Annotated in this window: 25 protein-coding genes; 13 read left to right on the top strand and 12 right to left on the bottom strand. The window is 64.7% G+C overall.

What is annotated here, in order from left to right; genetic code table 11:
* Positions 1–322: 322 nt before the first annotated feature.
* The 6 genes from lnt to ACQP1G_RS25575 all read right to left on the bottom strand — a co-directional run bounded on the left by lnt (position 323) and on the right by ACQP1G_RS25575 (position 6,538).
* Entirely contained in the window at positions 323–1,981 is a 1,659-nt protein-coding gene (lnt, locus tag ACQP1G_RS25550; protein WP_433192113.1) for an apolipoprotein N-acyltransferase, read from the bottom strand.
* 108 nt (positions 1,982–2,089) lie between these two features.
* Positions 2,090–3,682 carry an amidohydrolase gene (locus ACQP1G_RS25555; RefSeq protein ID WP_433192114.1) on the bottom strand — a complete coding sequence of 531 codons (1,593 nt, stop codon included), beginning with the start codon at positions 3,680–3,682 and terminating at the stop codon, positions 2,090–2,092.
* Between the two features lie 27 nt (positions 3,683–3,709).
* A complete protein-coding gene (locus tag ACQP1G_RS25560; protein WP_433192115.1) occupies positions 3,710–3,967 on the bottom strand; it encodes a hypothetical protein in 258 nt (85 codons plus the stop codon).
* A gap of 101 nt (positions 3,968–4,068) precedes the next feature.
* Positions 4,069–4,545 carry an FxsA family protein gene (locus ACQP1G_RS25565; protein ID WP_433192116.1) on the bottom strand — a complete coding sequence of 159 codons (477 nt, stop codon included), beginning with the start codon at positions 4,543–4,545 and terminating at the stop codon, positions 4,069–4,071.
* Positions 4,546–4,629: 84 nt separating this feature from the next.
* Positions 4,630–5,289: a response regulator gene (locus ACQP1G_RS25570; protein ID WP_433192117.1), complete on the bottom strand. Its 660-nt coding sequence runs from the start codon at positions 5,287–5,289 to the stop codon at positions 4,630–4,632.
* Between the two features lie 70 nt (positions 5,290–5,359).
* A complete protein-coding gene (locus tag ACQP1G_RS25575) occupies positions 5,360–6,538 on the bottom strand; it encodes a sensor histidine kinase (protein ID WP_433192118.1) in 1,179 nt (392 codons plus the stop codon).
* An 84-nt stretch (positions 6,539–6,622) separates the two neighbouring features.
* Here ACQP1G_RS25575 and ACQP1G_RS25580 point away from each other — a divergent pair, with 84 nt between their 5' ends.
* On the top strand, positions 6,623–7,390 hold the full coding sequence (locus ACQP1G_RS25580; RefSeq protein WP_433192119.1) for a TSUP family transporter: 768 nt from the start codon (positions 6,623–6,625) through the stop codon (positions 7,388–7,390).
* Positions 7,391–7,394: 4 nt separating this feature from the next.
* On the opposite strand, the gene ACQP1G_RS25585 is transcribed toward ACQP1G_RS25580, so the two are convergent.
* Positions 7,395–8,048, bottom strand: a complete 654-nt coding sequence (locus ACQP1G_RS25585; protein WP_433192120.1) for a TetR/AcrR family transcriptional regulator — start codon at positions 8,046–8,048, stop codon at positions 7,395–7,397.
* Between the two features lie 76 nt (positions 8,049–8,124).
* Positions 8,125–8,460, bottom strand: a complete 336-nt coding sequence (locus ACQP1G_RS25590) for an ArsR/SmtB family transcription factor (protein WP_433192121.1) — start codon at positions 8,458–8,460, stop codon at positions 8,125–8,127.
* 86 nt (positions 8,461–8,546) lie between these two features.
* Between ACQP1G_RS25590 and ACQP1G_RS25595 the strand changes: the two genes are divergently transcribed.
* The 3 genes from ACQP1G_RS25595 (at position 8,547) to ACQP1G_RS25605 (ending at position 12,363) form a co-directional block, all read left to right on the top strand.
* Positions 8,547–9,314, top strand: a complete 768-nt coding sequence (locus tag ACQP1G_RS25595) for a glucose 1-dehydrogenase (protein ID WP_433192122.1) — start codon at positions 8,547–8,549, stop codon at positions 9,312–9,314.
* Positions 9,315–9,427: 113 nt separating this feature from the next.
* On the top strand, positions 9,428–10,957 hold the full coding sequence (locus tag ACQP1G_RS25600; protein WP_433192123.1) for a TldD/PmbA family protein: 1,530 nt from the start codon (positions 9,428–9,430) through the stop codon (positions 10,955–10,957).
* 8 nt (positions 10,958–10,965) lie between these two features.
* A complete protein-coding gene (locus tag ACQP1G_RS25605) occupies positions 10,966–12,363 on the top strand; it encodes a metallopeptidase TldD-related protein (protein WP_433208801.1) in 1,398 nt (465 codons plus the stop codon).
* A gap of 43 nt (positions 12,364–12,406) precedes the next feature.
* Here the strand turns inward: ACQP1G_RS25605 and ACQP1G_RS25610 are convergent, their stop codons facing one another.
* Both ACQP1G_RS25610 and ACQP1G_RS25615 read right to left on the bottom strand, forming a co-directional pair.
* Complete coding sequence (locus ACQP1G_RS25610) at positions 12,407–12,790, bottom strand: PPOX class F420-dependent oxidoreductase (protein WP_433192124.1); 384 nt, start codon at positions 12,788–12,790, stop codon at positions 12,407–12,409.
* An 89-nt stretch (positions 12,791–12,879) separates the two neighbouring features.
* The gene (locus ACQP1G_RS25615; RefSeq protein ID WP_433192125.1) at positions 12,880–13,428 is read right to left on the bottom strand and encodes a PadR family transcriptional regulator; all 549 of its coding nucleotides are present in this window, start codon (positions 13,426–13,428) and stop codon (positions 12,880–12,882) included.
* Between the two features lie 113 nt (positions 13,429–13,541).
* On the opposite strand from ACQP1G_RS25615, the gene ACQP1G_RS25620 reads away from it, so the two are divergent.
* Positions 13,542–14,261, top strand: a complete 720-nt coding sequence (locus ACQP1G_RS25620; RefSeq protein WP_433192126.1) for a glyoxalase — start codon at positions 13,542–13,544, stop codon at positions 14,259–14,261.
* A 3-nt stretch (positions 14,262–14,264) separates the two neighbouring features.
* Here ACQP1G_RS25620 and map read toward each other — a convergent pair whose 3' ends face one another.
* Positions 14,265–15,032, bottom strand: a complete 768-nt coding sequence (gene map / locus ACQP1G_RS25625; protein ID WP_433192127.1) for a type I methionyl aminopeptidase — start codon at positions 15,030–15,032, stop codon at positions 14,265–14,267.
* A gap of 197 nt (positions 15,033–15,229) precedes the next feature.
* Here map and ACQP1G_RS25630 point away from each other — a divergent pair, with 197 nt between their 5' ends.
* The 3 genes from ACQP1G_RS25630 (at position 15,230) to ACQP1G_RS25640 (ending at position 19,398) form a co-directional block, all read left to right on the top strand.
* Positions 15,230–16,879 (top strand): hypothetical protein, encoded by a 1,650-nt coding sequence (locus ACQP1G_RS25630; RefSeq protein WP_433192128.1) that lies wholly within the window; start codon positions 15,230–15,232, stop codon positions 16,877–16,879.
* 405 nt (positions 16,880–17,284) lie between these two features.
* On the top strand, positions 17,285–18,112 hold the full coding sequence (locus ACQP1G_RS25635) for a hypothetical protein (RefSeq protein ID WP_433192129.1): 828 nt from the start codon (positions 17,285–17,287) through the stop codon (positions 18,110–18,112).
* A 788-nt stretch (positions 18,113–18,900) separates the two neighbouring features.
* Positions 18,901–19,398 (top strand): hypothetical protein, encoded by a 498-nt coding sequence (locus tag ACQP1G_RS25640; RefSeq protein ID WP_433192130.1) that lies wholly within the window; start codon positions 18,901–18,903, stop codon positions 19,396–19,398.
* Here ACQP1G_RS25640 and ACQP1G_RS25645 read toward each other — a convergent pair.
* Complete coding sequence (locus ACQP1G_RS25645; protein WP_433192131.1) at positions 19,395–20,567, bottom strand: IS630 family transposase; 1,173 nt, start codon at positions 20,565–20,567, stop codon at positions 19,395–19,397. The two genes, ACQP1G_RS25640 and ACQP1G_RS25645, sit on opposite strands and share 4 nt — an antisense overlap.
* A 112-nt stretch (positions 20,568–20,679) precedes the next feature.
* Between ACQP1G_RS25645 and ACQP1G_RS25650 the strand changes: the two genes are divergently transcribed.
* The 5 genes from ACQP1G_RS25650 to ACQP1G_RS25670 all read left to right on the top strand — a co-directional run bounded on the left by ACQP1G_RS25650 (position 20,680) and on the right by ACQP1G_RS25670 (position 25,918).
* Positions 20,680–21,024, top strand: a complete 345-nt coding sequence (locus ACQP1G_RS25650) for a hypothetical protein (RefSeq protein ID WP_433192132.1) — start codon at positions 20,680–20,682, stop codon at positions 21,022–21,024.
* Between the two features lie 586 nt (positions 21,025–21,610).
* A complete protein-coding gene (locus ACQP1G_RS25655; protein ID WP_433192133.1) occupies positions 21,611–22,000 on the top strand; it encodes a metal-sulfur cluster assembly factor in 390 nt (129 codons plus the stop codon).
* Between the two features lie 5 nt (positions 22,001–22,005).
* A complete protein-coding gene (locus tag ACQP1G_RS25660) occupies positions 22,006–23,016 on the top strand; it encodes an amidohydrolase family protein (RefSeq protein ID WP_433192134.1) in 1,011 nt (336 codons plus the stop codon).
* Positions 23,017–23,539: 523 nt separating this feature from the next.
* Positions 23,540–24,061 carry a hypothetical protein gene (locus tag ACQP1G_RS25665; protein ID WP_433192135.1) on the top strand — a complete coding sequence of 174 codons (522 nt, stop codon included), beginning with the start codon at positions 23,540–23,542 and terminating at the stop codon, positions 24,059–24,061.
* A gap of 510 nt (positions 24,062–24,571) precedes the next feature.
* Positions 24,572–25,918 (top strand): cytochrome P450, encoded by a 1,347-nt coding sequence (locus ACQP1G_RS25670; RefSeq protein WP_433192136.1) that lies wholly within the window; start codon positions 24,572–24,574, stop codon positions 25,916–25,918.
* Positions 25,919–25,997 lie beyond the last annotated feature (79 nt).

Consider the following 25,997-nt stretch of genomic DNA (forward strand, 5'->3'; position numbering starts at 1 on the left):
GGACGTGATCCACGCCCATTGATTCGGAGCATCGGATGCAGCGGATGGCCAGCGTTGCGGATTTGTTTCACTTCGAACGACGTTGGCAGCAGCGCACTTTCAATGGCTACCTGTCCGCAAATATGGCCATAATGCCGGTTCCACGGTGGATATACAGGGACGCAGCCGTCACGAAAGGAAGAGCGCCGCAGCTTGGCGACAGTCTAGCAAACGACAGGCTAACGCCCGGGGCGTCCAACTGTGGGTAACACCAGCCCCGTAACAAACCGAATGTTCGGTTAGAGGGAATGCTTTTACGCCGTCTTCAACAGGTCTGACATGTTCAACCGACCGGCTGATCCGTGGTGGCGTCTTCGTCGGTCGGGATCCTGCCGCGCGCATTTCGCTGCCGAATAGCTGCCACCACAAAGGCAGCAGCGGTCATGATAACCGAGAGCAGTTCCGGTGCGGGGCCGAAACGGGTCGCGAGTGTGGTAGTGCTGCGCAACGGCAGTTCGGCGACCAGTGCGGCGGGGGCGAACTTCGGGGTCTGCTGCACAACCGCGCCATCCGCGGCGACGATGGCGCTGACGCCCGAGGTGGCGGCGACCACCAGGGCACGACCGTGCTCGACGGCGCGGACCCGGGACATGGCCAGCTGCTGGTAGGTCATCTCACTGTCGCCGAAGGTGGCGTTATTGGTGGGTACGGTCAGCAATTGCGCGCCCGCGTGCATCGAATCGCGGAAGGCGCGGTCGAAGGCAACCTCGTAGCAGGTCGCGACGCCGATGTCGACGCCGTCCGCATGGACCGTGCCGTCACCGTTTCCCGGCACGAAGTATCCGGCGCGATCGGCGTATTCGGAGAACAACCGGAAGAAGCCGCGCATGGGTAGGTATTCGCCGAACGGCTGGATGATCTTCTTGTCGTGGCGCTCCCCCGGCCCGGCCGCGCCGTTCCAGACGATCACCGAGTTCGACGTCGTGCGGTCGCCGTTCACCAGCACCGCGCCGACGAGAATGGGCGCGCCGATCTGCTCGGAGGCTCCGGTGATCTCGGCGGCCGCATCGTCATTGCGCAGCGGATCGATATCGGAGGAGTTCTCCGGCCAGATCACCACATCGGGCTTGCGGACCCGGCCCTGTGCGACTTCCCGAGCCAATTCCTCGGTACGCCGGACGTGGTTGTCCAGCACAGCGCGCCGCTGCGCATTGAAATCCAAACCGAGCCGGGGCACACTGCCCTGGATGGCGGCGACCGTGATCATCCGGTCGCCCTCCTGCGGGCCGGGCAGCGTGGTCCGCAGGATCAGTCCGGCAACCGGGACAACGACCAGAGTTGCCGCCGCGGCAATCACTCCGAGGCGCGTCGTGGTAGTGGGACCAGCGAGTTTTCCGCCCGCCGTCGGCGCGACCGTCATTCGAGCCCACAGGTGTACGAGCAGTGCTGCCGCCGCGGTTGCGGTGAGCGCCACCGCGAATCCGATGAGCGGCGCACCGCCCACCATGGCGAGCGACAGATACCAACCATCGGCCTGCCCGAATGCCAAGCGCCCCCACGGAAATCCGCCGAACGGAAAACTCGACCGCAGCCACTCGGTGGCCGTCCATGCCAATGCCACCCACACCGGCCATCCCGGCAGTGCGAACAACAACCGGGTCACGAGCCCGAAAAGTCCTATATATAAGGAACACACTGTCGACAACGCGAGCCACGGCACCGGCCCCACATAGATCCCGGTCCATGGCAGCAACGGCACGAAGAACCCGAGTCCCGCAAGCAACCCGTATCCGAACCCGCCCCGCAGCCGCCCGGCACCACGCACGGTCAGCGTCAACACCGCGATTCCGATCGGCGCGAGGAACCAGTACGGCCGTGGCGGGAAGCTCCCGAAAATCAGCAACCCCGCGACCACCGCCGCCACCACCCGACTCGGCACCGGATACCGACCGAGCGTGGTGGCGATCCGGGTCAGCGCCGTCGCGGCAGCACCGTCGCTCATCGGTACTCCCCCACCGCCCGGTCGAGTGACGCGATTTTCGGCACTTTCGTCACGTATTCGGCTTCGCGGTACCAGGAATGCGGGTGTGGGCCGGGAATCCGGGGTGTTTCAGGCCTCATGGATCGTTACTCCGCGGTGGACGGTGCGCAGGCAGGTGGGGAGTTTCGCGTCGGGGTCGAGCGGCGGGAGGCCGGGGACTCGGGAGCGGGGGTCGGTGGACCAGCGTTGGACGGTGTCGGCGGCCGCGGCGACGACGAGGTCGTCGGCATCCCAGATCGCGTAGGAGCCGGGGGCTCCTGGCACCAGCGTGCCCGCCAGACCATCGCGGACGCCACCAGCGCGCCAAGCGCCGCGGGTGGCGGCGGCGAAGGCGGCGCGGGGTGAGAGGCCGTGGCCGGGGGTGCGGTGGTTGACCGCGGCGCGGATGGCGGACCAGGGGTCGAGGGCGGTGACGGGGGCGTCCGAGCCGATGGCAAGGGCAATACCCGCGGCGGCCATGGCCGCGAAGGGATTCAGGGCGGCGGCACGTTCGGGGCCGAGGCGGGTGGCGTACATACCGTCCGGACCGCCCCAGGTCGCGTCGAAGCCCGGTTGGACGCTGGCGATTACACCCCACGCACCCAACTGGGCGATCTGGTCGGCGTCGATCATCTCCGCATGTTCGACGCGGTGACCGCGCGCCGCGACGGCCGGGCCGCCGAGTGCATCGACGACCTGTCCGAAACCGGCGACGACCTCGTCCATCGCAGCGTCGCCGATGACGTGGAATCCGGCCTGGATGCCCGCCTCGGTGCAGGCACGCACGTGTGCGGCGATCGTGCCGGCATCGAGATAACCGAGGCCGGTTCCGCCGTCGTCGGCGTAGGGCGCGCGCAGCCGGGCGCTGCGCGAGCCGATCGATCCGTCGACGAAGAGATCGCCGCCCAACGCATGCACCCCGAGTTCGGCGATCAGCGATCGCGCCGCGTCCACGGTGCGCACGGCCTCGCCCCAATAGGCCCGCACCTCGACACCGTGTTCGAACTCGAGCAGTTCGCGAATATCGGTGCGCCCAGCGATCTCCGGTCCACCGCATTCGTGCACGGCGGCGACGCCGCGCGCGGCCGCCGCATCCAACGCGGCCTTGCGGGCCCGATCCCGTTGTGCGCGATCCAATCCCGCCAACACCTCGCCGCGCACCAGATGATGTGCCGCGGCGCGCAGCGGCTCACCGCGGGTGAACCCTTCCGCCGCAGTGACCGTCGCGTTCAGCAATGCCGAGGACACCACCGCCGAATGGGCGTCCACCCGCGACAGATACACCTGCCGACCCGGCCGCACCGCCGCATCGATCTCCTCGATCGTCGGCGGTCGCCCCTGCGGCCATCCGGTCTCATCCCAGCCGTCGCCAAGGATCGCGCCATCGGGATGGGCCACCGCGAACGCACGCAACAGCTCCAGGCAGTGGTCGAGCGACCGCGCTGCCGACAGATCCAATCCGGTCAGCTTCAACCCCAGCGCCGTCACATGCACATGCGGATCGACGAAGGCGGGCGCGACGAAAGCCCCGTCCAAGTCGATGATTTCCGCACCCGGGTGCAGCGCACGCCCCGGTTGTTCGGCGCCCAGCCACACCACGGTCCCGTCGGTCACGGCCATTGCCGTCGCGTCGGGTGAACTCGAACTGTAGAAACGACCGCCGATCAGCAACTGGGTACTCACGAGAGACCAGTCTGCCGTATGCGCGTTTCAGTCCTTCGAGTCGGACAGCCGCGTTGTCGGGGAGACGTCCGCCGGTTGCGCCAGCACCGCCATGACCTCCGCGTATCTCGGCGGCGCGCCACCGCGATCGGGCGCGGCCCGCATGCCCGCCTCGACCGCGATCAGTTCCAGCCGCAGCGCGGCCGTTGTGAATCCGGAAATCGACTGTCCCGCAGCGGCTGCGGCCTGCCTGACCGCCGCCGCCAGCTCCTCACTCACCGTGACGGTGAGCTCTTCGGTCGCCATCCGGCCACCCTAGTCCCTTGTGGCGTCCCAGGAAATGGGCGCGGCCATGATAGTTGGCACGGTTTAATCGCGCGCGAGCCTCGATCGGCCGCGAGCAGGCACTATGGGAGGGCCGGCCGGGTCGACGGCCGCGGGTCGTCGTACCACTCCGTGACCACAACGCCGTCGACCACGTCGTCACCGTCGATGATCACACCGCGGTACGGCATCGCCGCGGCCAGGCGGCTGAACCGGCGCGCCGCGAAGGCGGCCACCAGCGGACGGACCAGGAAGCGGGTCGGCGGCAGCAGCAGAAGCAGCCCGATGACCGAGGTGACCAGGCCCGGGATGAACATCAGGAATCCGCCCGCGGCGACGAGTGCGCCGTCCGCGACCGCGGTGCCCGGATTGATTTCCCCGCGCCCGGCACGGCGGAACTGTTCGAAGACACGACGGCCCTGTGAGCCGATGAGCAGCATGCCCGCGGCGGATCCGGCGATCAGCAGCAGAATGGTCGGCATCACACCGATGAGGTGACCGACGCCGATCAGCGCGGCGATCTCGACGATGACATAGAGCACGAACAGTACGGCGGGCATGGCGATCCTTTCGGACGATCTACCCGGTTCAACGTCGCGCGGTCCGGTTTTTCTCCCGAGCCACCCTGATAGCTCGCTGAGATCTCACCCGCCGGGTCGAACCAGCCCGGTCTCGTATGCCAGCACCACCGCTTGAACCCGGTCGCGCAGACCGAGTTTCGTCAGTACCCGCCCGACGTGCGTCTTGACGGTTGCCTCGGACAGGTACAACTGCTCCGCGATCTCGGCATTGGACCGCCCCGCCGCGATCTGCTCGAGCACCTCGCGCTCCCGCGCGGTCAGCACCTCGAGCACCACCGGATCCCGCATGCCGCCGGGATCATCGGCGATGAGCCGGTCCAACAGTCGCTTCGTCACCTTGGGCGACACCACCGCATCACCGCCGGCCACGCTCCGGATCGCCGAGACCAGATCCTCGGGCGGTGTGTCCTTCAGCAGAAATCCGCTCGCCCCCGCCCGCAGCGCGCCGAGCGCGTGTTCGTCGAGATCGAAGGTCGTCATCACCAGGACCTTGCAGCCGTCGCCCGCCTCGACGATGCGCTGCGTGGCGGACACACCATCGACCACCGGCATCCGCACATCCATCAGCACCACATCCGGGCGCAACTCCTTGGCCCGCGCTATCGCGATAGCGCCGTTCTCGGCCTCTCCGATCACCTCGATATCCGGATGCGCGCCGAGCACCATCTTCAACCCCATACGCATGAGTTCCTGGTCATCGACAACGAGAACGGTAATCGGCACGTCCCCAATCTATCGGCAGCGTCCAGCGTGTTTTCCGCACCGTACGCGAGGCGTCGAAAGGAGGCCTCCGCTAACAGCTTTCGTTGCCGCGCAGCAGTGGGATGGTCGCGTGCACCCGCCACGCGCCCTCGGGTGTGCGGCCGGCTTCCAGCGTGCCGCCCAGGACGGCGATGCGTTCACGCATGCCGACCAATCCCATACCGCCGCCCTCGATCAGGCTCGCGGCCTGCTCTGCTACCGGAACTCCGCCGGTGTCGCTGACCTCGATCACGACATCGGTCACGCGGCGTTGCACGCGCACCCATGCCTTCGGGTGCGAGCCAGCGTGCCGCAGCGTGTTGGTGAGCGATTCCTGCACGATACGGTGCATGCCGAGACTCACCTCGGGGGTGATGTCGTCGAGTTCACCGGTCATTTCGAGTTCCACGGCGAGGCCGGTGTCGCGCATCATCTCGACCACCTTGGCCAGACCGGCGGTTCCGTGCTGGGGCAGCTGATCCGGTGCGTGTTCGATACGCAGCAGCGCGACGGTCCTGCGCAGTTCGCGCAGTGCCTCACGACCGGTACCAGCGATGGTGGTCAGCGCCCGTTCGGCGGCGTCCGGATCGCGACGCAGCGCGTACTTCGCACCGTCGGCCTGCACGATGATCACGCTCACCGCGTGCGCGACGACATCGTGCAGTTCGCGGGCAATGCGGGTGCGCTCGGTGGCGACGGCATCGTGAGCACGGCGTTCCCGGTCGTAGTCGGCGACCGCCAGCCGTGCTGCCACCTCTTGGTCGTAGGCGTGTCGCGCGCCGATGAATTCGGCCAGCGTCCAGCACAGTGCGTAGAACATCGCGGTGAAGATGAGGTCCGAACCGGATGGCTTGTGCAGCAAGAAAAATGAGAGGGTGCAGTCGGCGACCAGGCCGAGCGCGTACCACAGCGCTTCCGTGCGGCCGACGTAGGCGACCAGGGTGTACAGCATGATGCCGAGCCCGATCAGCGCGATGTGGTCGGCCTTGTCCTCGGACGCGTAGCTCACCAGTGTCGAGGCGATCGAGAGCCCGAGCATCGCGGCGGCCATCGCGCGCGGGTACAGCCGCCGAAATGCCACCGGTCCCGGCAGCAGCACCCCGATTCCCAGATACGCCAGCTTGTTATCGGAGTTGCTGACCCCGAGCACCTCGAGCAGCATCAACGCGACGGCCAGGATCGAATCCGCGATGAGGGGCTTACCGCGAAGCCACAGACTGAACCGGCGCACGAACATCAGCCTAGGTGCGATCGGAACCGGTGGTAGCCGCACCCGCCGATGCCGCACAACCCAACCATCTGGTTGGCTGGCCGGGTGGATTTTGCAGACTGGGCGGCCTTATTGACGGCCGCGACCGCGGCAGGCTGGGTGGATGCGGTGGTCGGCGGCGGCGGATTGATCATTCTGCCGACACTGTTCCTGGTGGCGCCCGGTATAGCACCGCAGACCGCGCTCGGCACCAATAAACTCGCCGCGGTCGCGGGCACCACCGCATCGGTCATGACGTTCGCACGCAAGGTCCCGATGCAGTGGCGGACCCTGCTGCCCGCGGCCGCGATCGCGGCGGTCACCGCCGCGACCGGTGCGGCCGCGGTGTCACTCATCGATCGCGACCTGTTCATCCCGATCGTGATGGTGGTGCTGGTCGGGGTCGCCGTCTTCGTCACGCTGCGCCCGTCGATCGGCGTCACCATGGCAACGCACGCGCCGACGCGACGCAAGGTCGTGCTCGTGATCGCCCTGGCCGCCGGGCTGATCGGGTTCTACGACGGACTGCTCGGCCCCGGCACCGGCACCTTTCTGATCATCACCTTCGCCACCCTGCTCGGCACCGAATTCGTGCGCGCGGCCGCGATGGCGAAGGTGATCAACTGCGGATCCAATTTCGGCGCGCTGATCTTCTTCGGCGTCACCGGCCACATCATGGTCGCGCTGGGCGCGGCCATGGCGGTCGGCAATGTGGCGGGCGCGATCCTCGGCTCGCACATGGCGTTACGCAATGGCGCGAAGTTCGTGCGGGTCGTCCTGCTGGTGGTGGTCATCGGCATGGTGATCCGTTTGGGCTGGCAGCAATTCGGCTGACCGCTCAGTGCATGGGTCCGGCGTGCATCTTGGTGCCGGAGGTAAGCCAGGGCTGCAGCACCCGCGAGGTAGTTTCGTGGATCTGGCGATGCAGTCGCTCACCATCCACTCCGGCCACCGGACTCTGGAACAGCACCGTCAGCGCACCGGACACCGCACCGACCACCGCACCGACCAATGCGGCCGCACCGACCTCGTCCATTTCGGCCGGAAACGCCATATGCAACTGCCGCGCGATCTCGCGTTGCGCGACCAACTGCGCATGCGCGGCACGTCCGCTCACCGCGGGTACGGTGCGCGAAACCTGTGCGCGCAGTGCGGCGACGCGCGAACTCAGGTCGTCGACCAGGTGTTCGCCCGGATTGTCACCGGCCGCCCGCAATGCGCGCAGCAGCACCTCCACCGGCCGCTCACCGGGGCGACGGCTGGCGATCGCCGCCACTGCGGCGCGGACGCGTTCGTCCTGCTCCGGAAATAGCAACTCTTCCTTGCTGGCGAAATAGTTGAAGAAGGTTCGGGTACCCACCTCCGCGGCGGCGGCGATATCGGCCACCGTGGTCTCCTCATAACCTCTGTTCTCGAAAAGTTCGACGGCGGCCTCGAGGAGGGCACGGCGGGTACGTTCCCGTTTACGATCGCGGAGGGCGGATGGCGGCACGCGGGCACAGTACGGCATAACGCGACTTAGGTACGGTAAGCACCACTTTCACGCGCGCCGCGCGGCCGAACCGTGATCACATTCGGTGCGCGTCGGGCTGGTCCGCGGCGATGTCGCGGCGTGCCGCATCGATCACCGAGTCCAGCAAGCCGGGAAAGCGGGCGTCGAGGTCGTCGCGGCGCAACGACTGCAGGGTCTCCCGACCGGACGGCCGCTGCCAGATGATCCCGGCGGCGCGCAGCACCCGGTAGTGATGGGTCAGATTCGACTTGGGCACACCGTCCACGATCGAGCCGCAGGTGTGCTCGGCCCCGTCCGCCAGCACCCGGACGATGTGCAGCCGCAATGGGTTGCCCAGGGCGGCAAAGACATTCGCCAACCGGATCCGATCCCGCTCGGGATGTGCCGTCATCACACGGACAGGATAGCTCGATTGTTGACATACAGTCGAACTGTCCGTAAGTATTTGAACAATCCAACTGTATGAGAGGTCGCACCATGTCGAGCAATTCCCGATTCGACGACAAGATCGCGCTGATCACCGGCGGTACCAGCGGTATGGGCCTGGCCACCGCGCACAGGTTGCTCGACGAGGGCGCGCAGGTGATCATCACCGGGCGCGATAAGGCCCGGCTCGACGCCGCGGTCGAGGAGTTGGACGCTGGAGACCGCGTCCTCGCCCAGCTGGGCGACGCCGCGGATCTCGCCGATCTCGACGTGCTGACGGCCGCGATCCAGGACCGATTCGGGCGGCTGGACGTGGTTTTCGCCAATGCGGGCGTCGGTGCGTTCCAGCCGCTCACCGATGTCACCGAGGCCGAGTTCTACCGCGTAGTCGACATCAACTTCAAGGCCGCGTATTTCACCATCCAGAAGTCCCTCCCACTGCTGGCCGATCGGGCCGCGATCGTGATCAACGCATCGTTCGCACTGCATCGCGGCGGGCCGGGCGCCGCCCTCTACTCGGCGACCAAGGCGGCCGTGCACAATCTGGCACGCACACTGGCGGCCGAACTGGCACCGAAGGGGATCCGGGTCAATTCCGTGAGCCCGGGCTATACCGCGACGCCGGCGTTCTACGCCGAGGCTTCGGCCGAGGTCCAGGCCACCGCTGTGGCATCGGTGGCCGCGGGCCGCATCGGCACCGCGGATGACATCGCCGCCGCAGTCGCCTTTCTCGCCTCCGATGAGGCGTCCTACATCAATGGCCACGACCTGCTCATCGACGGTGGACTCGTCGCCGCCACACCCGCGGCCATCGTGTAAGCCACAGCCCCACTGGGTATTTCGCGCGGCGTACCAGTCGGTGCCCGACGACATGGTGTGCGTCAGCGCACGGGTAGCGGCGCCCGCCCGCCGGACCGACTAGGTTTGGTCGGGTGAGCATCGCGACTGCCAAAGATGTGGACGCCGAGTTTCTTGCGTTACCACTGCACACGCTCGCCGACGCCGCCCTGTCCGCGGCGCGCGCGGCGGGCGCCCAGCATGCGGATCTACGCGTGCATCGGCTGGTCACCCAGTCGATCCGATTGCGGGACGGCCGGGTCGAGGCGATCACCAATGCCACCGATCTCGGCTTCGCCGTACGCGTGATCGTCGACGGCACCTGGGGTTTCGCCTCGCATGCCGCGCTCACCGCGGACACCGCCGTCGAGGTGGCGCGCCGGGCGGTCACGGTGGCGACCACCTTGCGCGCGCTCAACCGCGAGCGCGTCGAACTCGCCGACGAACCTCGCTACGACAATGTGCACTGGGTCTCGGCCTACGACGTGGACCCGTTCGCGGTGCCGACCGCCGATAAGGTCGCACTGCTGCAGGACTATGCGGGCCGCCTGTCCGCGGCCGACGGCGTCGACCATGTCACCGCCTCGGTGCTGCAGGTCAAGGAGCAGGCCTTCTACGCCGACACCGCGGGCTCCGCGATCACCCAGCAGCGGGTGCGCCTGCACCCGCAGCTCGAGGCGATCACCGTGAATTCCACGGCGGGCGTCTTCGAGACCATGCGCACCCTCGCCGCGCCGGCCGGACGCGGTTGGGAGTACGTCACCGGCGCGGACGGAATCTGGGACTGGAACGAGGAACTCGCGCGCATCCCGGAGTGGCTCGCCGAGAAGGTGACGGCGCCGAGTGTCGAGGCCGGCCGTACCGATCTGGTGATCGACCCGACCAACCTGTGGCTGACCATCCACGAATCCATCGGGCACGCCACCGAATACGACCGGGCCATCGGCTACGAATCCGCCTATGCGGGCACCTCGTTCGCGACTCCGGACAAGCTCGGCGCACTCCGGTACGGGACACGGATCATGCACGTCACCGGCGATCGCACCGAGGTGCACGGTCTGGCCTCGGTCGGCTACGACGACGAGGGTGTCGCCGGACAACGCTGGGATCTGGTGCGCGACGGTGTACTGGTCGGCTACCAACTCGACCGCGTCTTCGCCCCGCGCCTGGGCCTGGAACGCTCCAACGGCTGCTCCTACGCGGACTCCCCGCACCATGTGCCGATCCAGCGAATGGCCAATGTCTCGTTGCAACCGGACCCCGAAAACGACACCAGCACAGCCGAACTCATTTCTCGGGTCGATAACGGCATCTACATCGTCGGCGACAAGTCGTGGTCGATCGATATGCAGCGCTACAACTTCCAATTCACCGGCCAGCGGTTCTTCCGTATTCGCGACGGCAAGCTCGACGGCCAACTGCGCGATGTCGCCTACCAGGCGACCACCACCGACTTCTGGGGTGCGATGGAGGCACTCGGCGGCCGGTCCACCTGGCGCCTCGGCGGCGCGTTCAACTGCGGTAAGGCCCAACCCGGCCAGGTCGCGGCGGTCAGCCACGGCTGCCCATCGATCCTGGTGCGCGGCATCAACGTTCTCAACACCCGGACGGAGGCAGGTCAGTGACCGAGCGCATGATGCCCGCGGGCGCGGTCGTCGAGCAGGCGCTGGCGCTCTCGCATGCGGATGAGGCGATGGTGATCGTCACCGACGCGTACGAGGCGTCGCTGCGCTGGGCCGGCAACTCGATGACCACCAATGGTTCCTCGATTTCGCGGGAATGGGTGGTCATTTCGATATTCCGCGACGGCCCGAATGCCGCGCGCGTCGGCAGCGTCAGCTCCACCAGCGTCGACCCCGCCGATATCGAGGCACTGGTCCGCGCCAGCGAAACCGCGGCCCGCACCGCCGAACCCGCAAAAGACGCGATGCCGCTGTTGACACCGGACACCCAAGGCCTGCCGGGCGGAAACGACAGTGCCGATTGGGCCGCTGCGCCGGGTAGCACCGGTATCGAGGTCTTCACCGAGGTGGCGCGCGATCTGGCGGGCGGGTTCGACGGCGCCGACCGGCTGTATGGTTTCGCCCACCATCAGATGCACACCACGTGGCTGGGCAGCTCGACCGGCATTCGCCGTCGCTTCGTCCAGCCCACCGGTTCGGTGGAGATCAATGGAAAGCGCGGCGAGGGCGCGGATCTGGCGAGTGGGTGGGTCGGTGTCGGGACCGCGGACTTCACCGATGTCGATATTCCCGACCTGCTGACCGAGCTGTCACGGCGTCTGGATTGGTCCAAGCGGCGGGTCGAGTTGCCCGCCGGACGCTACGAAACCCTGCTGCCGCCCTCGGCGGTCGCGGACCTGATGATCTATATGGCCTGGTCGATGGAGGGCCGTGGCGCACACGAGGGTCACAGCGCCTTCGCCAAGGCGGGCGGCACCCGAATCGGCGAGCGGCTCAGCGAGATTCCACTGACGCTCTATTCCGATCCCGGGGCCAATGGACTCGAGTACCGCCCGTTCGTGGCGACGTCATCATCCTCGGAATCAGTGTCGGTCTTCGATAACGGCCTGACGGCCCGGCGCGTGGACTGGCTGCGCGACGGCGTCATCGAATCCCTGGTCTACCCGCGCGCCACCGCCGCCGAATTCGACGCCCCCACTACGGTTCCCGGCGAGAACCTGCTGCTGACCGGGGGATCCGGCGTGACGCTCGACCGGATGATCGCGAATACCGAACGTGGCCTGCTGCTCACCACGCTCTGGTACATCCGCGAGGTCGATCCGGCCACCCTGCTGCTCACCGGCCTCACCCGCGATGGCGTCTACCTCGTCGAGGACGGCGAGGTCACCGCCGCCGTCAACAACTTCCGTTTCAACGAGAGCCCGATCGACCTACTGCGCCGCACCACCGAGGCGGGGGCCACCGAAACCACCCTCCCCCGCGAATGGAAGGACTGGTTCACCCGAACCGCTATGCCGCCCTTGCGAATCCCGGACTTCCACATGTCCTCCGTGAGCCAGGCGACCTGACCGGCGAGCGCCGGGCTCAAATTGACGAGCCCGGCATTCGCGATTACGCGGTGGGGGTGATCTCGAGGCCGATGGTGCCGGACTTGCCGCGTCGAATGATGCTCGCGTTCACCAGGATCGGTCCGAGCAGCCAGTACTTCCTCTTGATCAGCTTGCGGACGCGTTGGGTGTCCTCGGCATCGAGCACTCGGCCGGTGCCTTCGATGATCTCACCGCGCGGTTTGCCCGACGGGTTGCACGGCTGCAGGGTGACGGCCGGATTGTTGCGCAGCCGCTTGACCTTCCAGCTATTGGTTTCGGTCCACACATACAGCTTGCCGTTGTCCTCGGCCGCCCAGACGGCCGTGCCGACCGGCGTGCCATCCTTACGGAAGGTCGTCAACAACACGTAATCGGATTTGCCGACCTCGCCCAGCGTGTTCGTCATGCGGGCAGCCTATCCGGCATCGGGCCCACGGGCGCGGCACCGCTCGAGCCGCGGACGCTGCACCTTGCCCGTCCGGCCCCGGCCCGGCCTCAGTCCGACATCCGGTATTCGCCCGCTTCCAGGCGTTGGAGCACACCTCCGGTCCAATGCGACAGATTGTCGAACACCCCGCTCCACAACTCCAGCAGATCGGTCGCATGTGGTGGTTCGTAGCGGCCGGGGAACTTCGGGATCATGGCGAGCAGGTCGTCGCGAACCGCGGCGGCATTGCGGCGTTGTTCACGCAGTTTCTCGATGACGTGCGCGCGCGGCAGCGCATCCATGAACGCGATACCCGCGCCGAGCTCCTCCATATCGACGCTGACCAGCGCCTCGTCCATGAGCTTGCGGAACTCGGCCTTCCCCGCCTCGGTCAGTTCGAACAAGGTCCGGCCGGGGCCCTCGGTACTCCCCTCGGTTCCGAACGCGCTCAATTTGCCTTCCTGTGTCAGCTGTTTGAGCGCGTGATAGATCGAACCCGGCTTCACATTCGTCCAGGTCTCGGCACGCCAGGACAGCAGTTCGCGACGCACGGCGTATCCGTAGGTGGGCTGACGCAACCGCATTACGCCGAGGACGAGCAGGCGCACCGCCGACATTTCGGACTCCTATTCTCACGGAAAGGCCATACTACTCAAATTTGACTTCCGTCGTTTCACCGCCCTAACCTCTGGTAGTCAAAATTGATTACCTAGCTCGAGGTGGGGCAGTTATGGGCGATACGGCGGTTCCGGTGCTCTGGAGCGGTGGCCTGAAAGACACCCTCGACTTCTATCGAACCCTCGGATACACGGTCACTCATGAACAGGCGCGGCCCTACGCCTACGGCGCGGTGGAGACCAACGGCTGTGCGGTCCATTTCGCCACCGCACCTGCCGGCATCGAACTCCCCGCCGAACAGGTCGGCTGCCTGATCATGCTCGATGATGTCGCCGAGCGGCATCGCGCATTCAGCGCGGCACTGCGCAAGCGCTACGGAAAGATCCCCGCGAAAGGCTGCCCGCGCATCACCCGATTCCGCCCCGGCCAAAGCCGGTTCAGCGTGATCGACCCGGTCGGCAACACCATCATCTACATCCAGCGCGACGAACCCGCGGAACTCGATTACGGCGGCTCCCGCGAACTCGACGGCCTGGCCCGGGCTATCGATAATGCCCGCATCCTGCGCGATTTCAAGAACGACGACGCGGCCGCGATCCGGATGCTCGAGGTTGGCCTCGGCCGGTTCGGTGCGCAGGCATCGACCGTCGACAAGGCTCGGGCGCTGGCGGCACTCGCCGAATTAGGCATCGCCACCGACGATTCCGAGCGGGCCGCCGAGCTACGCGCCGAACTCAGGACGATGCCGCTGTCGGAGGCCGAGCGAGCGGCTGTCGCGGCCGAACTGCGCGCCGCCACCGACCTGGCCGATTGGCTGGCCGAGACGGATTGAGTGTCACGCGGCCACGGTGAGCACTTGCGGTCCATCCTCGGTGATCGCGACCGTATGTTCGGAGTGCGCGGTCCGCGAACCATCGGCTGAGCGAATCGTCCAGCCATCCGGATCGGTATAGATGCGATCGGTCGTGCGAGCGAACCAAGGCTCGATCGCAATGGTCAAACCCGGTTTCAGCGGGAATCCGCGACCGGCGCGGCCCACATTGGACACATGCGGATCCTCGTGCATCGTGCGCCCGAGTCCGTGTCCGCCGAATTCGGTATTCACCGGATAGCCATTCGCCCGCGCGACCGCCGCAATGGCGGCGGAGATATCGCCGATCCGGTTGCCGGGCAATGCCACCGCGATGGCGGCGGCCAGCGCGTCCTCGGTCGCCTTGATCAGTCGCAGATCCTCCGCATCGGCGGTGCCGACGATTATGCTGGTGGCCGAGTCGGCGACCCATCCGTCGATGCCGAGTGCCAGGTCCATAGTCAGCACATCTCCGTCACGGAGCGCGTAATCGAACGGAAGTCCGTGCAGGACAGCGTCGTTCACCGATAGGCAGATGGTGTTGCGGAACGGCCCACGCCCGAAGGACGGCGCATAGTCCCAGTAGCACGACACCGCACCGCGCTCGCGAATCCGTTCCCGCACATAGGCTTCCAGCTCCAGCAGGTTCACCCCGACGCGAGCCCGCTCGCGCAGTTCCGCGAGAATCTGGGCGACGAAGCGTCCCGCCACCCGCATGTGTTCGATCTCCTGCGCCGACTTCAACTCCACCATGCCCAACCTCCAACTCGGTATTTTTATACCAAGCATAGTCGCACTCGGTATAAAAATACCAGCCACCCCGTGTGACCAGGCCATGTGTTATGTTCGCGGACACGAAAGAGCACTCGTTGTTTCATTGTTCGCCGCCGAGCCGCGGCACGCGTTCCGCCCGATCGACTGCCCGACAGCGAGCGTAGAGGAGCACACCAATGAGCGAGCGTAGCGACAACACAGCCACGCGCCGCAAAGCACTCGCTCTCGCCATCGCGCTGGCCATCGCCCTGGTAACCCCCGCTTGCGGCAGCGATTCGTCAACGACCGAGAACCAGTCCGGCACCGCCTCCGGCCCAGCCCGCAATCCCTATCTCTCGGCCGCGACCTATGGCCTCACCCATATCGATCCAGGCCAGTCCGACACCTTCCCGTACCAAACGCCACAGGGCGAGTTCCGCGTCGACCCGAAGCAACAGCAGCGCGTCGCCTCGGGACCGGTCAACATCATGACCCTCGCCGCCACCGATCCGGACTACATGTGGATCTCCTCCACCCAGGGTGTGATCTATGTCCAGACGGGCAATGGCATGTTCCACGAGATCGCTCGCGCCGACGCGCCCGGCGCGAAACCAGTATCGCCGCAAGCCCTCGACCAGGTACTCGACCAGAACTTCACCGATGTCGGCCAGGTGGAGACCGCCGTGCACAATGACTGGGGCCTCGACTGGACGCGCATCACCAACGGCGTCTACAGCTTGGTGGACAAGGACAATCGGGTCTATTACGTCACACAGAACGCGGAGATCGTGGTCTTCGGTCTGACGAATGCGAACAATCCGCAAGCGGGCGTACGAATTCTGCGCACCCTCGACTTCAAACCGTGGCTCGGCACCGGCGCGGGACTCGGTGGCCTGCCCGAGTCCATCGTCGGACTGAATATGACCTATGACGGCCAACTCGCGATACTCAGCACCCGCGGACTCTCGATCCTCGACCGCAGCCTGCAGGGCGAACCGCAGCAGGTCCACTTCGGTGCCGACGAGGTGGTCTCCAATGCGATGGCGGTGGACGAGCAGGGCGGCATCTACGCCGCCTCCGACAAGATCATGCACAAGGTGGTATGGACCGGATCCAGACTGTCGGCCGACGCCACCGACGGCGCGTGGGCGGCGCCCTACGATTTCGGACGGCAACCATCCGCGGTCAAGTTCGGCATCGGCACCGGCTCCACCCCCACCCTCATGGGCTACGGCAGGGACGACCGGCTCGTCGTCATCACCGACGGGGCCGATCGGATGAAGTTGGTCGCGTTCTGGCGCGACGCCATTCCCGAAGGCTTCCAGCCGAAGCCGGGCACCAAATCCAATCGGATCGCCGACCAGATCGCGGTGACGGCGGGGCTGAATCCGCAGCCCGAATTCATCCAGAGCGAGCAGTCGGTCGTCGTGGACGGCTACGGTGCGTTCGTGGTCAACAATGCCCGGCCGGAGGGGGCGATGGACCGACTCGTCGATGTGCTCGCGGGTGGGCCGGTCTTCGCGCCACCGTCGGGTATCGAACGGTTCCAATGGGATCCATCCGACCACCGCTGGACCTCGGTGTGGTCGCGCGCCGATGTGGTCTCCACGAGCATGGTGCCCACCGAGAGCAGTAAATCCGGCATCGTCTTCGTCAACGGATACACCAGGGCCGACGGCTGGGAGGTGACCGGACTGGACTGGAAGTCCGGAAAGACGGTGCACCGCACCATCTTCGGGCAGAGCAACCTCGGCAACGGCGCGTACGCGATGGTCCAGTTCTTTCCGAACGGGGATCTGCTGTTCAACAGTGTCGGCGGTCCCCTCCGGGTAAAGTTCAACAGCTGAGCTTGCGGTATTTAAATACCGACCATAGTCTGGCCGCATCCCGATGAATCGATCTGTTCATCGTCGCCGATTCGGTCGCGTTCGATCGCATTGGATGGCGCTCGGAGGGGCAAATTTCCCCAGGAATTCCCCCAAACTCTCCCAGAGTCGACTAGGTCGCCCACTGTTAGCTACTTGTCCGAATCATCTACAAAAGGGAGCCGACGACCTTGTTCCGACGTGGGGTTTCTCTTCCGGTGCCGCAGCCGAGGGGCGTTGACGTGCCGCCTCAGTAGGTGATCGAATCCCGACGACAACACCCACCCATGGAGCTAGCCCCTCCCAGCGATGGGCTACAAAAATGCCCCTCAGCGGATCTAGACCATCCGCTAAGGGGCTGATGCCAGGAAGAAGGTCCTTCCCGACATGACCATTATCACCATGCCAACGCTCCGACGGCCTGTCCGGACTACGAGACTGTTCGATGTCGACTTCGACTTCACCGAACAACAGAACCGCGCACGAAAACGCCTGGCTGAGCAGACTGATGAGGCGTTCGTCGACGCCAAATCCGACGATGAACTGCTTGCCGAGCGCGCCGTTGAAGAGGACATCCGGGCTCTGGCCCGGATCGCTCGCCTCGGCGCGGCGAGAGACGCTCATCGCCACGAAGAGGGACAGCGGCGTCTCGAAATTGCCGATGCCGAGGCGCACGCGGACGCTGTTGCGGCATGTCGGCGTGTCGCTAGCCCCGCCGCCCGCGTCGGAAGACTCTTCCGTAGCTCGCAGTGGGTATCACGTGTCATGAATGGCGTCGTGGTGACCGGCGTGCTGTGGGGTTCGGTCAACGTGCAGAACAACCTGATGGCGGGGTCCGCGATCGCGGACCCTCGCTATTGGCTTGCATTCCTCGTCGAGCCGCTGATTACGCTGCCACTCATCGCGATCATGCACCTTGCGACGACGGCGTCCCGCGAGGGGCATGTGATCGCCAAGTCGAAGATTGTCACGATCGAGGCAGCGCTGTTGCTGCTGAGTATCGCGCTGAATGTCATGCCGCATGCCGCAGCTGGTGACATTCAGGCGACGATCGAGTTCGGCATCGCGCCGCTGATAATTGCGGCTGTCGTGTGGATGCATTCGTTTGCTGCTGGTGAGTTCGCCATGATGATCGGCGACAGCCCGGCCGTGGCTGATCCCGTTGGGGTCGCCGCTTACGGATCCGCATTGGACCAGATGGCTGACGCCGCTTGACTGCGCCGGGCCGGTTTCCCCATCGGCACAACTGATCATGGCTATTCTGACGTCCGGGCCTATGACGCTAGCTGCGCAGCGATGGCCGTCGCCAAACCCTCGCCACCAGTGTCGTGTTGCGGCCCGGCACGTTCCGATCCCTACACAGCCTGGGGAATCAGAACTTCCGCGAGCAGCGTGTGGGAATCACCGGGGCGCGGGGGCTTGGGAACTCGGCACTTCCCCTGGGCCAAGGTTGCTCACGCGTGGTGCCGGACCAACCTCCGGGGGATGGCGTGGCCATTAGGGCCGTGACCGGTTGTGTGTCAAGACAACCCGAGCCTGGGTGCGTTACGCGGTGCGCGTATTGCTATCGCTACGCACTGGGGCCGCCAGATGGGGTCGTCATCCGCGCGTCGTGATGGCAGCCATCGACGCGAATCGGGCTGTGTTCGTGTGGCTTTCGCGTTGCAACGGTGGATCCGCTTTGCCAAGCCGAAGTAGTTGGTTAATAATCAGGGGCCAGCTCGGCCGGTTGAGGCTGGGCGCTCAGCGCGGATGGGCCGCTTCGAGGCCTTGCGTTGGACGCGGACGGGATTCTGCGAATCATCTGCGGTTGCTGTATGTCGCATGTGCTGATTCGACGTACCCACGCCAGTTCATAAGGATGACCTGGCGTGCCTCTCGGGTCCGTAATTTGTCCCGATGTGCTGAGGAACGTTTATGGTGCTCGTCCATGCCGACGATGATCCGTCGCCGTTTCGCGCTCGAAGGTTCGTTGCCAGTGCCGTTGCCTGCGGGGGTTCGGCGTGAAGGTACTCATCGGTCGGCGCCACCGCTTCACCGATGACTCCGAAAGAGATCTGTCGGGCAAGGATCTGGTCGCCGAGCTTGGGAACAGGGTTGAGCGTGCCCGAGCCATGTTGCCGTTGCAGGCCGATCCGGCCTTGGCGCAAGCGATGTCGTTCGACGAGATCGACAAAGAGCGTCGCTTTCAACAGTGGCTGCGGGATCAGAGCAGGCGTCAGCGCAAGCGACTTGCGAAGTGTGCCTTGACACCTCTGAGTATCGCGAGCACATCCAGACCGCTCGGATCAGGCAACAAGACCTGGCCGATCGCCGGTGGCACGAGCGGGCTCTGGCCGCGCGACGAGTTCGGAGGCCCTGATTGCGATGCTGCATCGCAAGGCGGTGTGGATGTCGAGGTGGATGTACGGCGCAATGGCCGTCGGCTTGGTCTGGTCGGCGATCAACAACCATGCAGCACAACGAAATACAACTGTCGTGCTCGTGGGTGCGACCGTTAATTCGTCGGGGGTTGCCAGGCGGGTTCGGGTCGGGGTGTGTGCAGGTTGTGGTGGCCGAGGCGGTGGAGCAGATTGTTGAGATCGGCTCGGGTGAAGGTCCAGTCGAAGGGGTGGGCGGTGGCGTTGTAGTGGTTCTGGAAGGCGAGCAGGCGTTCGGCCACATGGTGGAGGTCGGGGAAGTTGTCGGGCGTGAGCGCTTTGCGTTGAACAGCGGAGAAGTAGATTTCCACTTGGTTGAGCCAGGAGGCGTGCACGGGCAGGTGGATCATGTGGGCGTTGGGGTAGGCGTCGTTGAGCCGGTGTGCTGCAGCCCAATTACGGTGGGAGGCACCGTTGTCCACGATCCAGAACACTCGCTGTGCACTCGCGTAGGGTTCGGTTGTCATGACCTGATCGACGAGTCGGCCGAATGGTTGGATACCGGTGGTGGCCTCACAGCGACCGATGACATGGGCGCGGTGCACGTCGTAAGCGGCGAAATATGCGAGGGTGCCGTGACGTGCGTACTCCGATTCGATTCGCACCGCCCGCCGTGGTTCCGGTGGCAGGCTGGGATGTTTGCGCGCTCTGGCCTGCACGCCGGGTTTCTCGTCGACAGACAGCACGAACTCGTCGGCGCCCAGTGGCAGGCCGTCGAAGACGCGGGCATCCAGATCGAGCACTCGGCCGGCCTTGACCGCGAAATACGGGTCGCGCGGGAAGATCCACGACCGATGCTGCCAGGGCTTGATCGCGTCGTCGGCCAGCCAGCGACGCACGGTCGAGGCCGAGATCTGTTCGGTGACGCCGCGGGCCACCACCTCACGCGCCAGCTCCGGACAGCTCCAACGCGCCAGCCGCAGCCCGGACCAGGCAGGCAGCTCGCAGGCCAGAGCTTTGACCTCGGCGACCACCCCAGCGGCGAACGCTCGCGGCCTGCCGCTGCGGGGCAAGTCGACCAGACCTTTAATCCCATTGCGGCAGAACCGGTTTCGCCATTTCCGGACGGTGTCGACACAGACTCCCAACACCGTCGCGATCCCGGCGTTGGATACACCGTCCGCGGCGGCGAGCACGATCCGCGCCCGCAGGACCTGCCGCTGGGGTGCGGTCGCCCTGCGAGTGACCGCTTCCAACTCCGACCGCTGCTCGCTCGTCAAGCACACCACATACGGGCTGCCAATCGGCATGCCGAATTCCCTTGTCCCTCATCATGAATGAATCGAACAAGGCACTGTGCAGGAGTAACCACCCCCGAGCCGGGCAGACACGCCGGGCCGCCACGTGGCAGGCTGAGGGCTCATGGCCACACCGCCGGAATCGACCAAGATCTCACTGCGGCAACGACTGCGCGCCCGAGCCGCCGAACGCTGGCCACAGCTGACCGACCTCCACGCCCGATACCACGGCAGGTTCGCCTACGTCACCGGCGAACTCGCCGACGGCACCAGGCTGCCACTGATGCGGTTGCGCTACACGGGCTCGGCCACGACCTGGGGATTCGCCGTCTATCTGGCAAGCCGCGACGGCTACGAGGACTCAATCCTGCCCAACGGCTACCCCGCCGGCACCCCCGCAGAAACCCTTGACTGCGCCTGCGGCCTCTACCTCAACGACCCCACCGCCTGGCAACCCCCGACGAATTAACGGTCGCACCCACTAGTGAAGCCGAGTCGATCTGGCGCGGCCGCACATAAGACACCTTTGGTGCCACCACAGCGGTCCATCGAAGCAACCTTCGCCTGCCGTCGCGAAGCGAAAGTCCACGGGAGCATTTCGTTGCATCCTGTGTTCGATCTGATAATTCGTCGATTTGCACTTTCAGAAGAGGGCTACATCACCGGAAATCTTTCGCCGCGACTTCTGCGGAAATGGCAAGCTTGTCTGTAGCCGAGCTGCACCTAGCCGAGTTTTCGATACAGAGATTTCGTTGCCGTTTCCGGCCGAATGCCTCATGCTATCGACTTGTGCCGAATCTCGCGTCCGATGCCTTCCTGTTTATTTTCACACTCTGCGGGTAATACAGAGCGGCGTTGGTACGGCACCGATACTATCGGGCTATGAGGGCAAGCGCCCCGGCAATCGCACCTGCTACCGCGGCTACCTGGCTGGAGAACTCCACCTTCGGGCCATCCCGAGGTGTGGAACATCGACCTAGTCTCAACTCCTGCAGGGGGTCGGACAAAAGGGAGACGCGCTGGTGGCATGTTCAGCAATTGACACCGCAGGGGTTATGGAGGCCCTCAGCACCGTCTACGACGGGTGTTGCGAAGAACGCAAGATCTCAATCGTGGATATGGGTCTGGTCGACAAGGTGTTCATAGACCACGACTCTGTGGTCGTCGAACTAGTACTTACTACTGGCTGGTGCCCGTTTTCGATCCGAATGTTGGGGCAAGCGCATGACAGGGTGGCTGAATTGCCCGGAGTAAATCAAGTCGCCGTCAAGGTCAACTGGGATGAATCCTGGGATTCCTCGCGCGCCGCCCCCTGGCTCGCCAAAGCATTCGAGCTCCTTCCGCAACCCAGTCGCGCACACGGTCAGCATCGCACACCAGCGGTCGCGCCAGCGCAAACACCAGTCAATTCCACCACAGCAGACACCACAGAACCGCGGAGGTAGTCAATATGATCGATGATGTGTTCGTCTTCGACAGCGTCGCGCACGTACCGAATCTCGACCTCAGCAATGCCCTCGGCCAACCCGGCCAGATGTTGATTCACAGTCTTTACGGGTTCCACAGCGCACTCACACCGCCCCACACGGGACTTCTCTCACAAGACCGATTTTGTCGCAAGTGGACTGCGCAAGAGATCCACCACATGGTGTTCGACGAATCGCCGGTCGACATGGTGGTCTCGATGCCACTGCCGCTGTCGGACCTCGGACGTGATGGGTTCTCTCCACTCACCGACTGCGCGGAGATGGCTGCCATGGATCCGGAGCGGGTGGTTTTTTGGGGAAGCGTCAATCCACTGGAAGGCCGCGCCGCGCATGAGGAGATGGAACGGCAGGTCGAAGAACATCACGCCTGCGCGTTCAAATTTTACAACACCCGTTATGACTTCGGATCACCTAAGGGTTGGCGCATGGACGACCCCCAGGTCGCCTTTCCTGTGTTCGAAACGGCCCGTTCGCTAGAGGTGAACCTGATCGGTGTGCACAAAGGGCTTCCGCTCGGCCCGCAACCTCTAGAACACACACAAACGTGGGACATCGACGGCGCAGCCGCAGCCTTTCCCGATATCAACTTCGTGATCTTCCACCCCGGCCTCCCTTTCCTGGACGAGGCGCTTTGGCAGCTCATCCGGTACCCGAACGTGTACGTATCAATTGCTGCAACTGTCAATCTCGCCGTGCGTGCGCCTCGCCAGTTCGCAGAGATCCTCGCCAAGTTGCTGTTCTGGGCCGGTGAAGACAAGATCGTCTTCGGAAGCGAGGCACCGATATTCCACCCCCGGTGGGCCATTGAGGCATTCTGGGACTTCCAAATGCCCGAGGAACTGAGCACTCAATACCTCGGGGCCCCATTAACTGAGCAGGCCAAGCGCAAAATTCTTGGCGAGAACCTACTTCGCCTCCATGGAATGGAAATACCGACAAAATCCGCCGGAACTGCAGAATCAGCATCGCGATAAATTGAATTGTTCTCCATGTCATTGGCTGCTGATGTCACGCTCGCGCTTCGGATCCTGGCCCACGGTACATCTACACCCGCGTGCACCCTTGAGTCTCGACCCGAGCGGGCCCAAAACACCTGACAGGATTCGAAGACATCTCTACCGCTGGTTGAGCTGCGAAGACGAGACCTCCTCGCCAGTGCAACCAGCATGGTCGGCCAGATCTTATCGTCCGGTGCTCACCGGAGATTGGTGGAGGCCCGAAGTTGTTACCGCATGATGCTGTCGCTGCTGAACCCGACTTCCCGTTCCTCATCCGCAACCGCATACCAGACCGGGAAAGGCCGAGCGAGCGCTGAGCTCGGGCAGGGCTTCTGTCGCCTCCGGACCAGGACTGCACGGCCCAGCACTATCACGCCAGAGTCGTGATAGTCAGTTTCGCTGCTCGCGGACGGGCGGGCCTGGCCGCCGCAGTACACGCGTCGACCAGTACTCCAGCCTGCTCATATGTTCCGTGTCACCTGATCACGAGGAATCAGCTATGACCGTCCTCGCAGCTGTCCTCCAGTTGCTCATCGCCGCCGTTTGTGCCGCTGAGTCCACAGTGGACTTCCGTTGTGGGCTTCACGCCGACGCGCGCGCCGCAGCAGAACTACACCGTCAGGGTCTGCCGGCGACCATCCTTGCGGACTACCACTTCAGTTTCGACGAGCGCCTCGACCGAGCCGCCTTGTCTATCGTTATTGCAGTCCTCATGACCGTTCTCGCTGTACTCAACATTGCCGCTAACGCCTGGGGCCTCCGCTTGACATGGGCAATTCAACCGGCGTTGTTTACAGGCAATGCACTGATCCTCTACAGCGAACTCACCGCCGTGAAATCAGTAACTTCAGCCTTCGCCGGCACAAATGATCCGTTATTGATCCGCGTTGACGTGCCAGCCTTATTGAATGCCGTCGCGCGCGATGACTCCCACTGGGCAATACCATATCTGCGGCAACTCCGGCACACCATTATCTTCTGCGGCTCGTTGGGCGCATCGCTCCTGGTAGCTATGTCGTGAGAGATCACACGATCGAATCTGCTCCATTGATAATCACTCACAGCAACAATTCTTGCAACTATCGTCAACCCCGCCGGAAATACTCTACCCCTCCAATCCTTAACCATCTCCGACGAACGACTAACGGACTTAAATTGCGCCAGATGCTCGGCATGTCGGCACGCAATCTTCTGCCACTCTGGTAAAACCATGTGCTTTGGGAGAATGCGTGGGAGGAATTCAACGACATCGGCGCTGTCCTGATCCGTTCCGCCGCAGCCACTGGCGAGTTGGAACTGACTTCCACGCTCAAAACATGGCAGTTGCGCCCTGTGCAATTCCTCTACCCATGGCAAACTGATGACCCGATATAGCCATACCCGACCCAGTGGTCAGGCCCCCCTCATCCACAAGTCTTGACTATTGCTCGGCAACGGATCGACAGGGGCCGTGCTGCTCTGTCTCCTACCGCACCCGCTGGGCCGTGACCATGGCGACTTTCGTACCAGCGCCGAACTTCAGGAAGTGATCATGAGAGCATCGAGTTCAATCCCGGTGGTTCCCGGGGCGCTCCCGCTGGTGGGGCATCTCGTTCCGCTGCTGCGCAACCCCCTGCGGCTGCTGTCTTCCTTGCCCTCCCACGGTGATCTGGTTCGCATCGGTTTAGGCCCTGTCCCGGTCGTGGTAGTGTGCGACCCCGATCTGACCGAACATGTCCTGCGTCACGACGACGTCTTCGACAAAGGCGGGCCGATCTTCGATCAGGTCCGGGAAGTGATGAGCGAGAGTGTGATTGGCTGCCCGTACTCGGTGCACCGCCGCCAGCGCCGACTGATGCAACCGGCCTTCGCCCGCGACCGCATGCCCGGGTACGCGGAGCTGATGGAACAGCAGATCACTGCCCGTATCGACTCCTGGCAAGATGGGCAGATTCTTGACGTCAGCGCCGAAACCCAGCGACTCACCTCGACCGTCACCACCGCAGCACTGTTCTCCGACACGGTACGCGACGTCGTCCTGCGCCAAGCGCTTGACGATATCACTACCCTCGTCGACGGTGCCTTCCGTCGGCTATTGATGCCGCCGCCACTGGACCACTTGCCTACCCCGGGCAACCGCGCCTTCGGCCGCGCCCGCACCCACCTGCGCCAAACCCTCGATGAGATAATCGCCGGCCGCCGCGATACCACACGCCATGACGACCTGCTCTCGATGCTGCTGGCCGCCCGCGACACCGCCACCGATGGTCGCGGTCTGACCGACACCGAACTCGCCGACCAGATCATCGGCTTCTTCATCGCCGGTACCGAAACGACCGCAACCACCTTGGCCTGGGCGTTGTACCTGCTCGACCGGCACCCCGAAATCGCCAACCGCCTGCACCACGAAGTCGACACCGTCTTGACCGATCGTCACGCCCACTACGCCGACCTACCCCACCTCGCGCTGACCGGCCGGATTATTACCGAAACCTTGCGACTGCGGCCGCCGGCCTGGTTGCTCACCCGCGAGGTCACCGAGGACACCGACCTCGGCGGCCATCGCCTGCTGGCAGGCACCACCGTCGCGTACAGTGCCTACCTCATCCATCATCGCCCCGACCTATACCCCGACCCGGAACGCTTCGATCCCGACCGGTGGGACCCGGCCCGACCTCAACCACCTCGCAACGCGTTGATCCCGTTCGGACACGGCGCCCGCAAATGCATCGGCGACGTCTTCGCCCTCACCTTGTCCACCCTCACCCTGGCCACTCTCGCGACCCGCTGGGAACTCCATTCCCTTTCCGGAAAAAGCGTCCGTATCGCGCGATCAGGTGTCCTGCACCCTCGGAGTCTGCACATGCGCGCCACCGCCCGGCGCCGCCGTGCCGGGTGACTCCCACCGTGTCGCGCCTGCCCCTCACCGACAGGGCTGCATAGTCAGCCGCGCAATTATCGAGCTTGCTGTACGGAGC

The organism is Nocardia sp. CA-107356, assembly GCF_050946365.1.
Taxonomy (GTDB): Bacteria; Actinomycetota; Actinomycetes; order Mycobacteriales; family Mycobacteriaceae; genus Nocardia.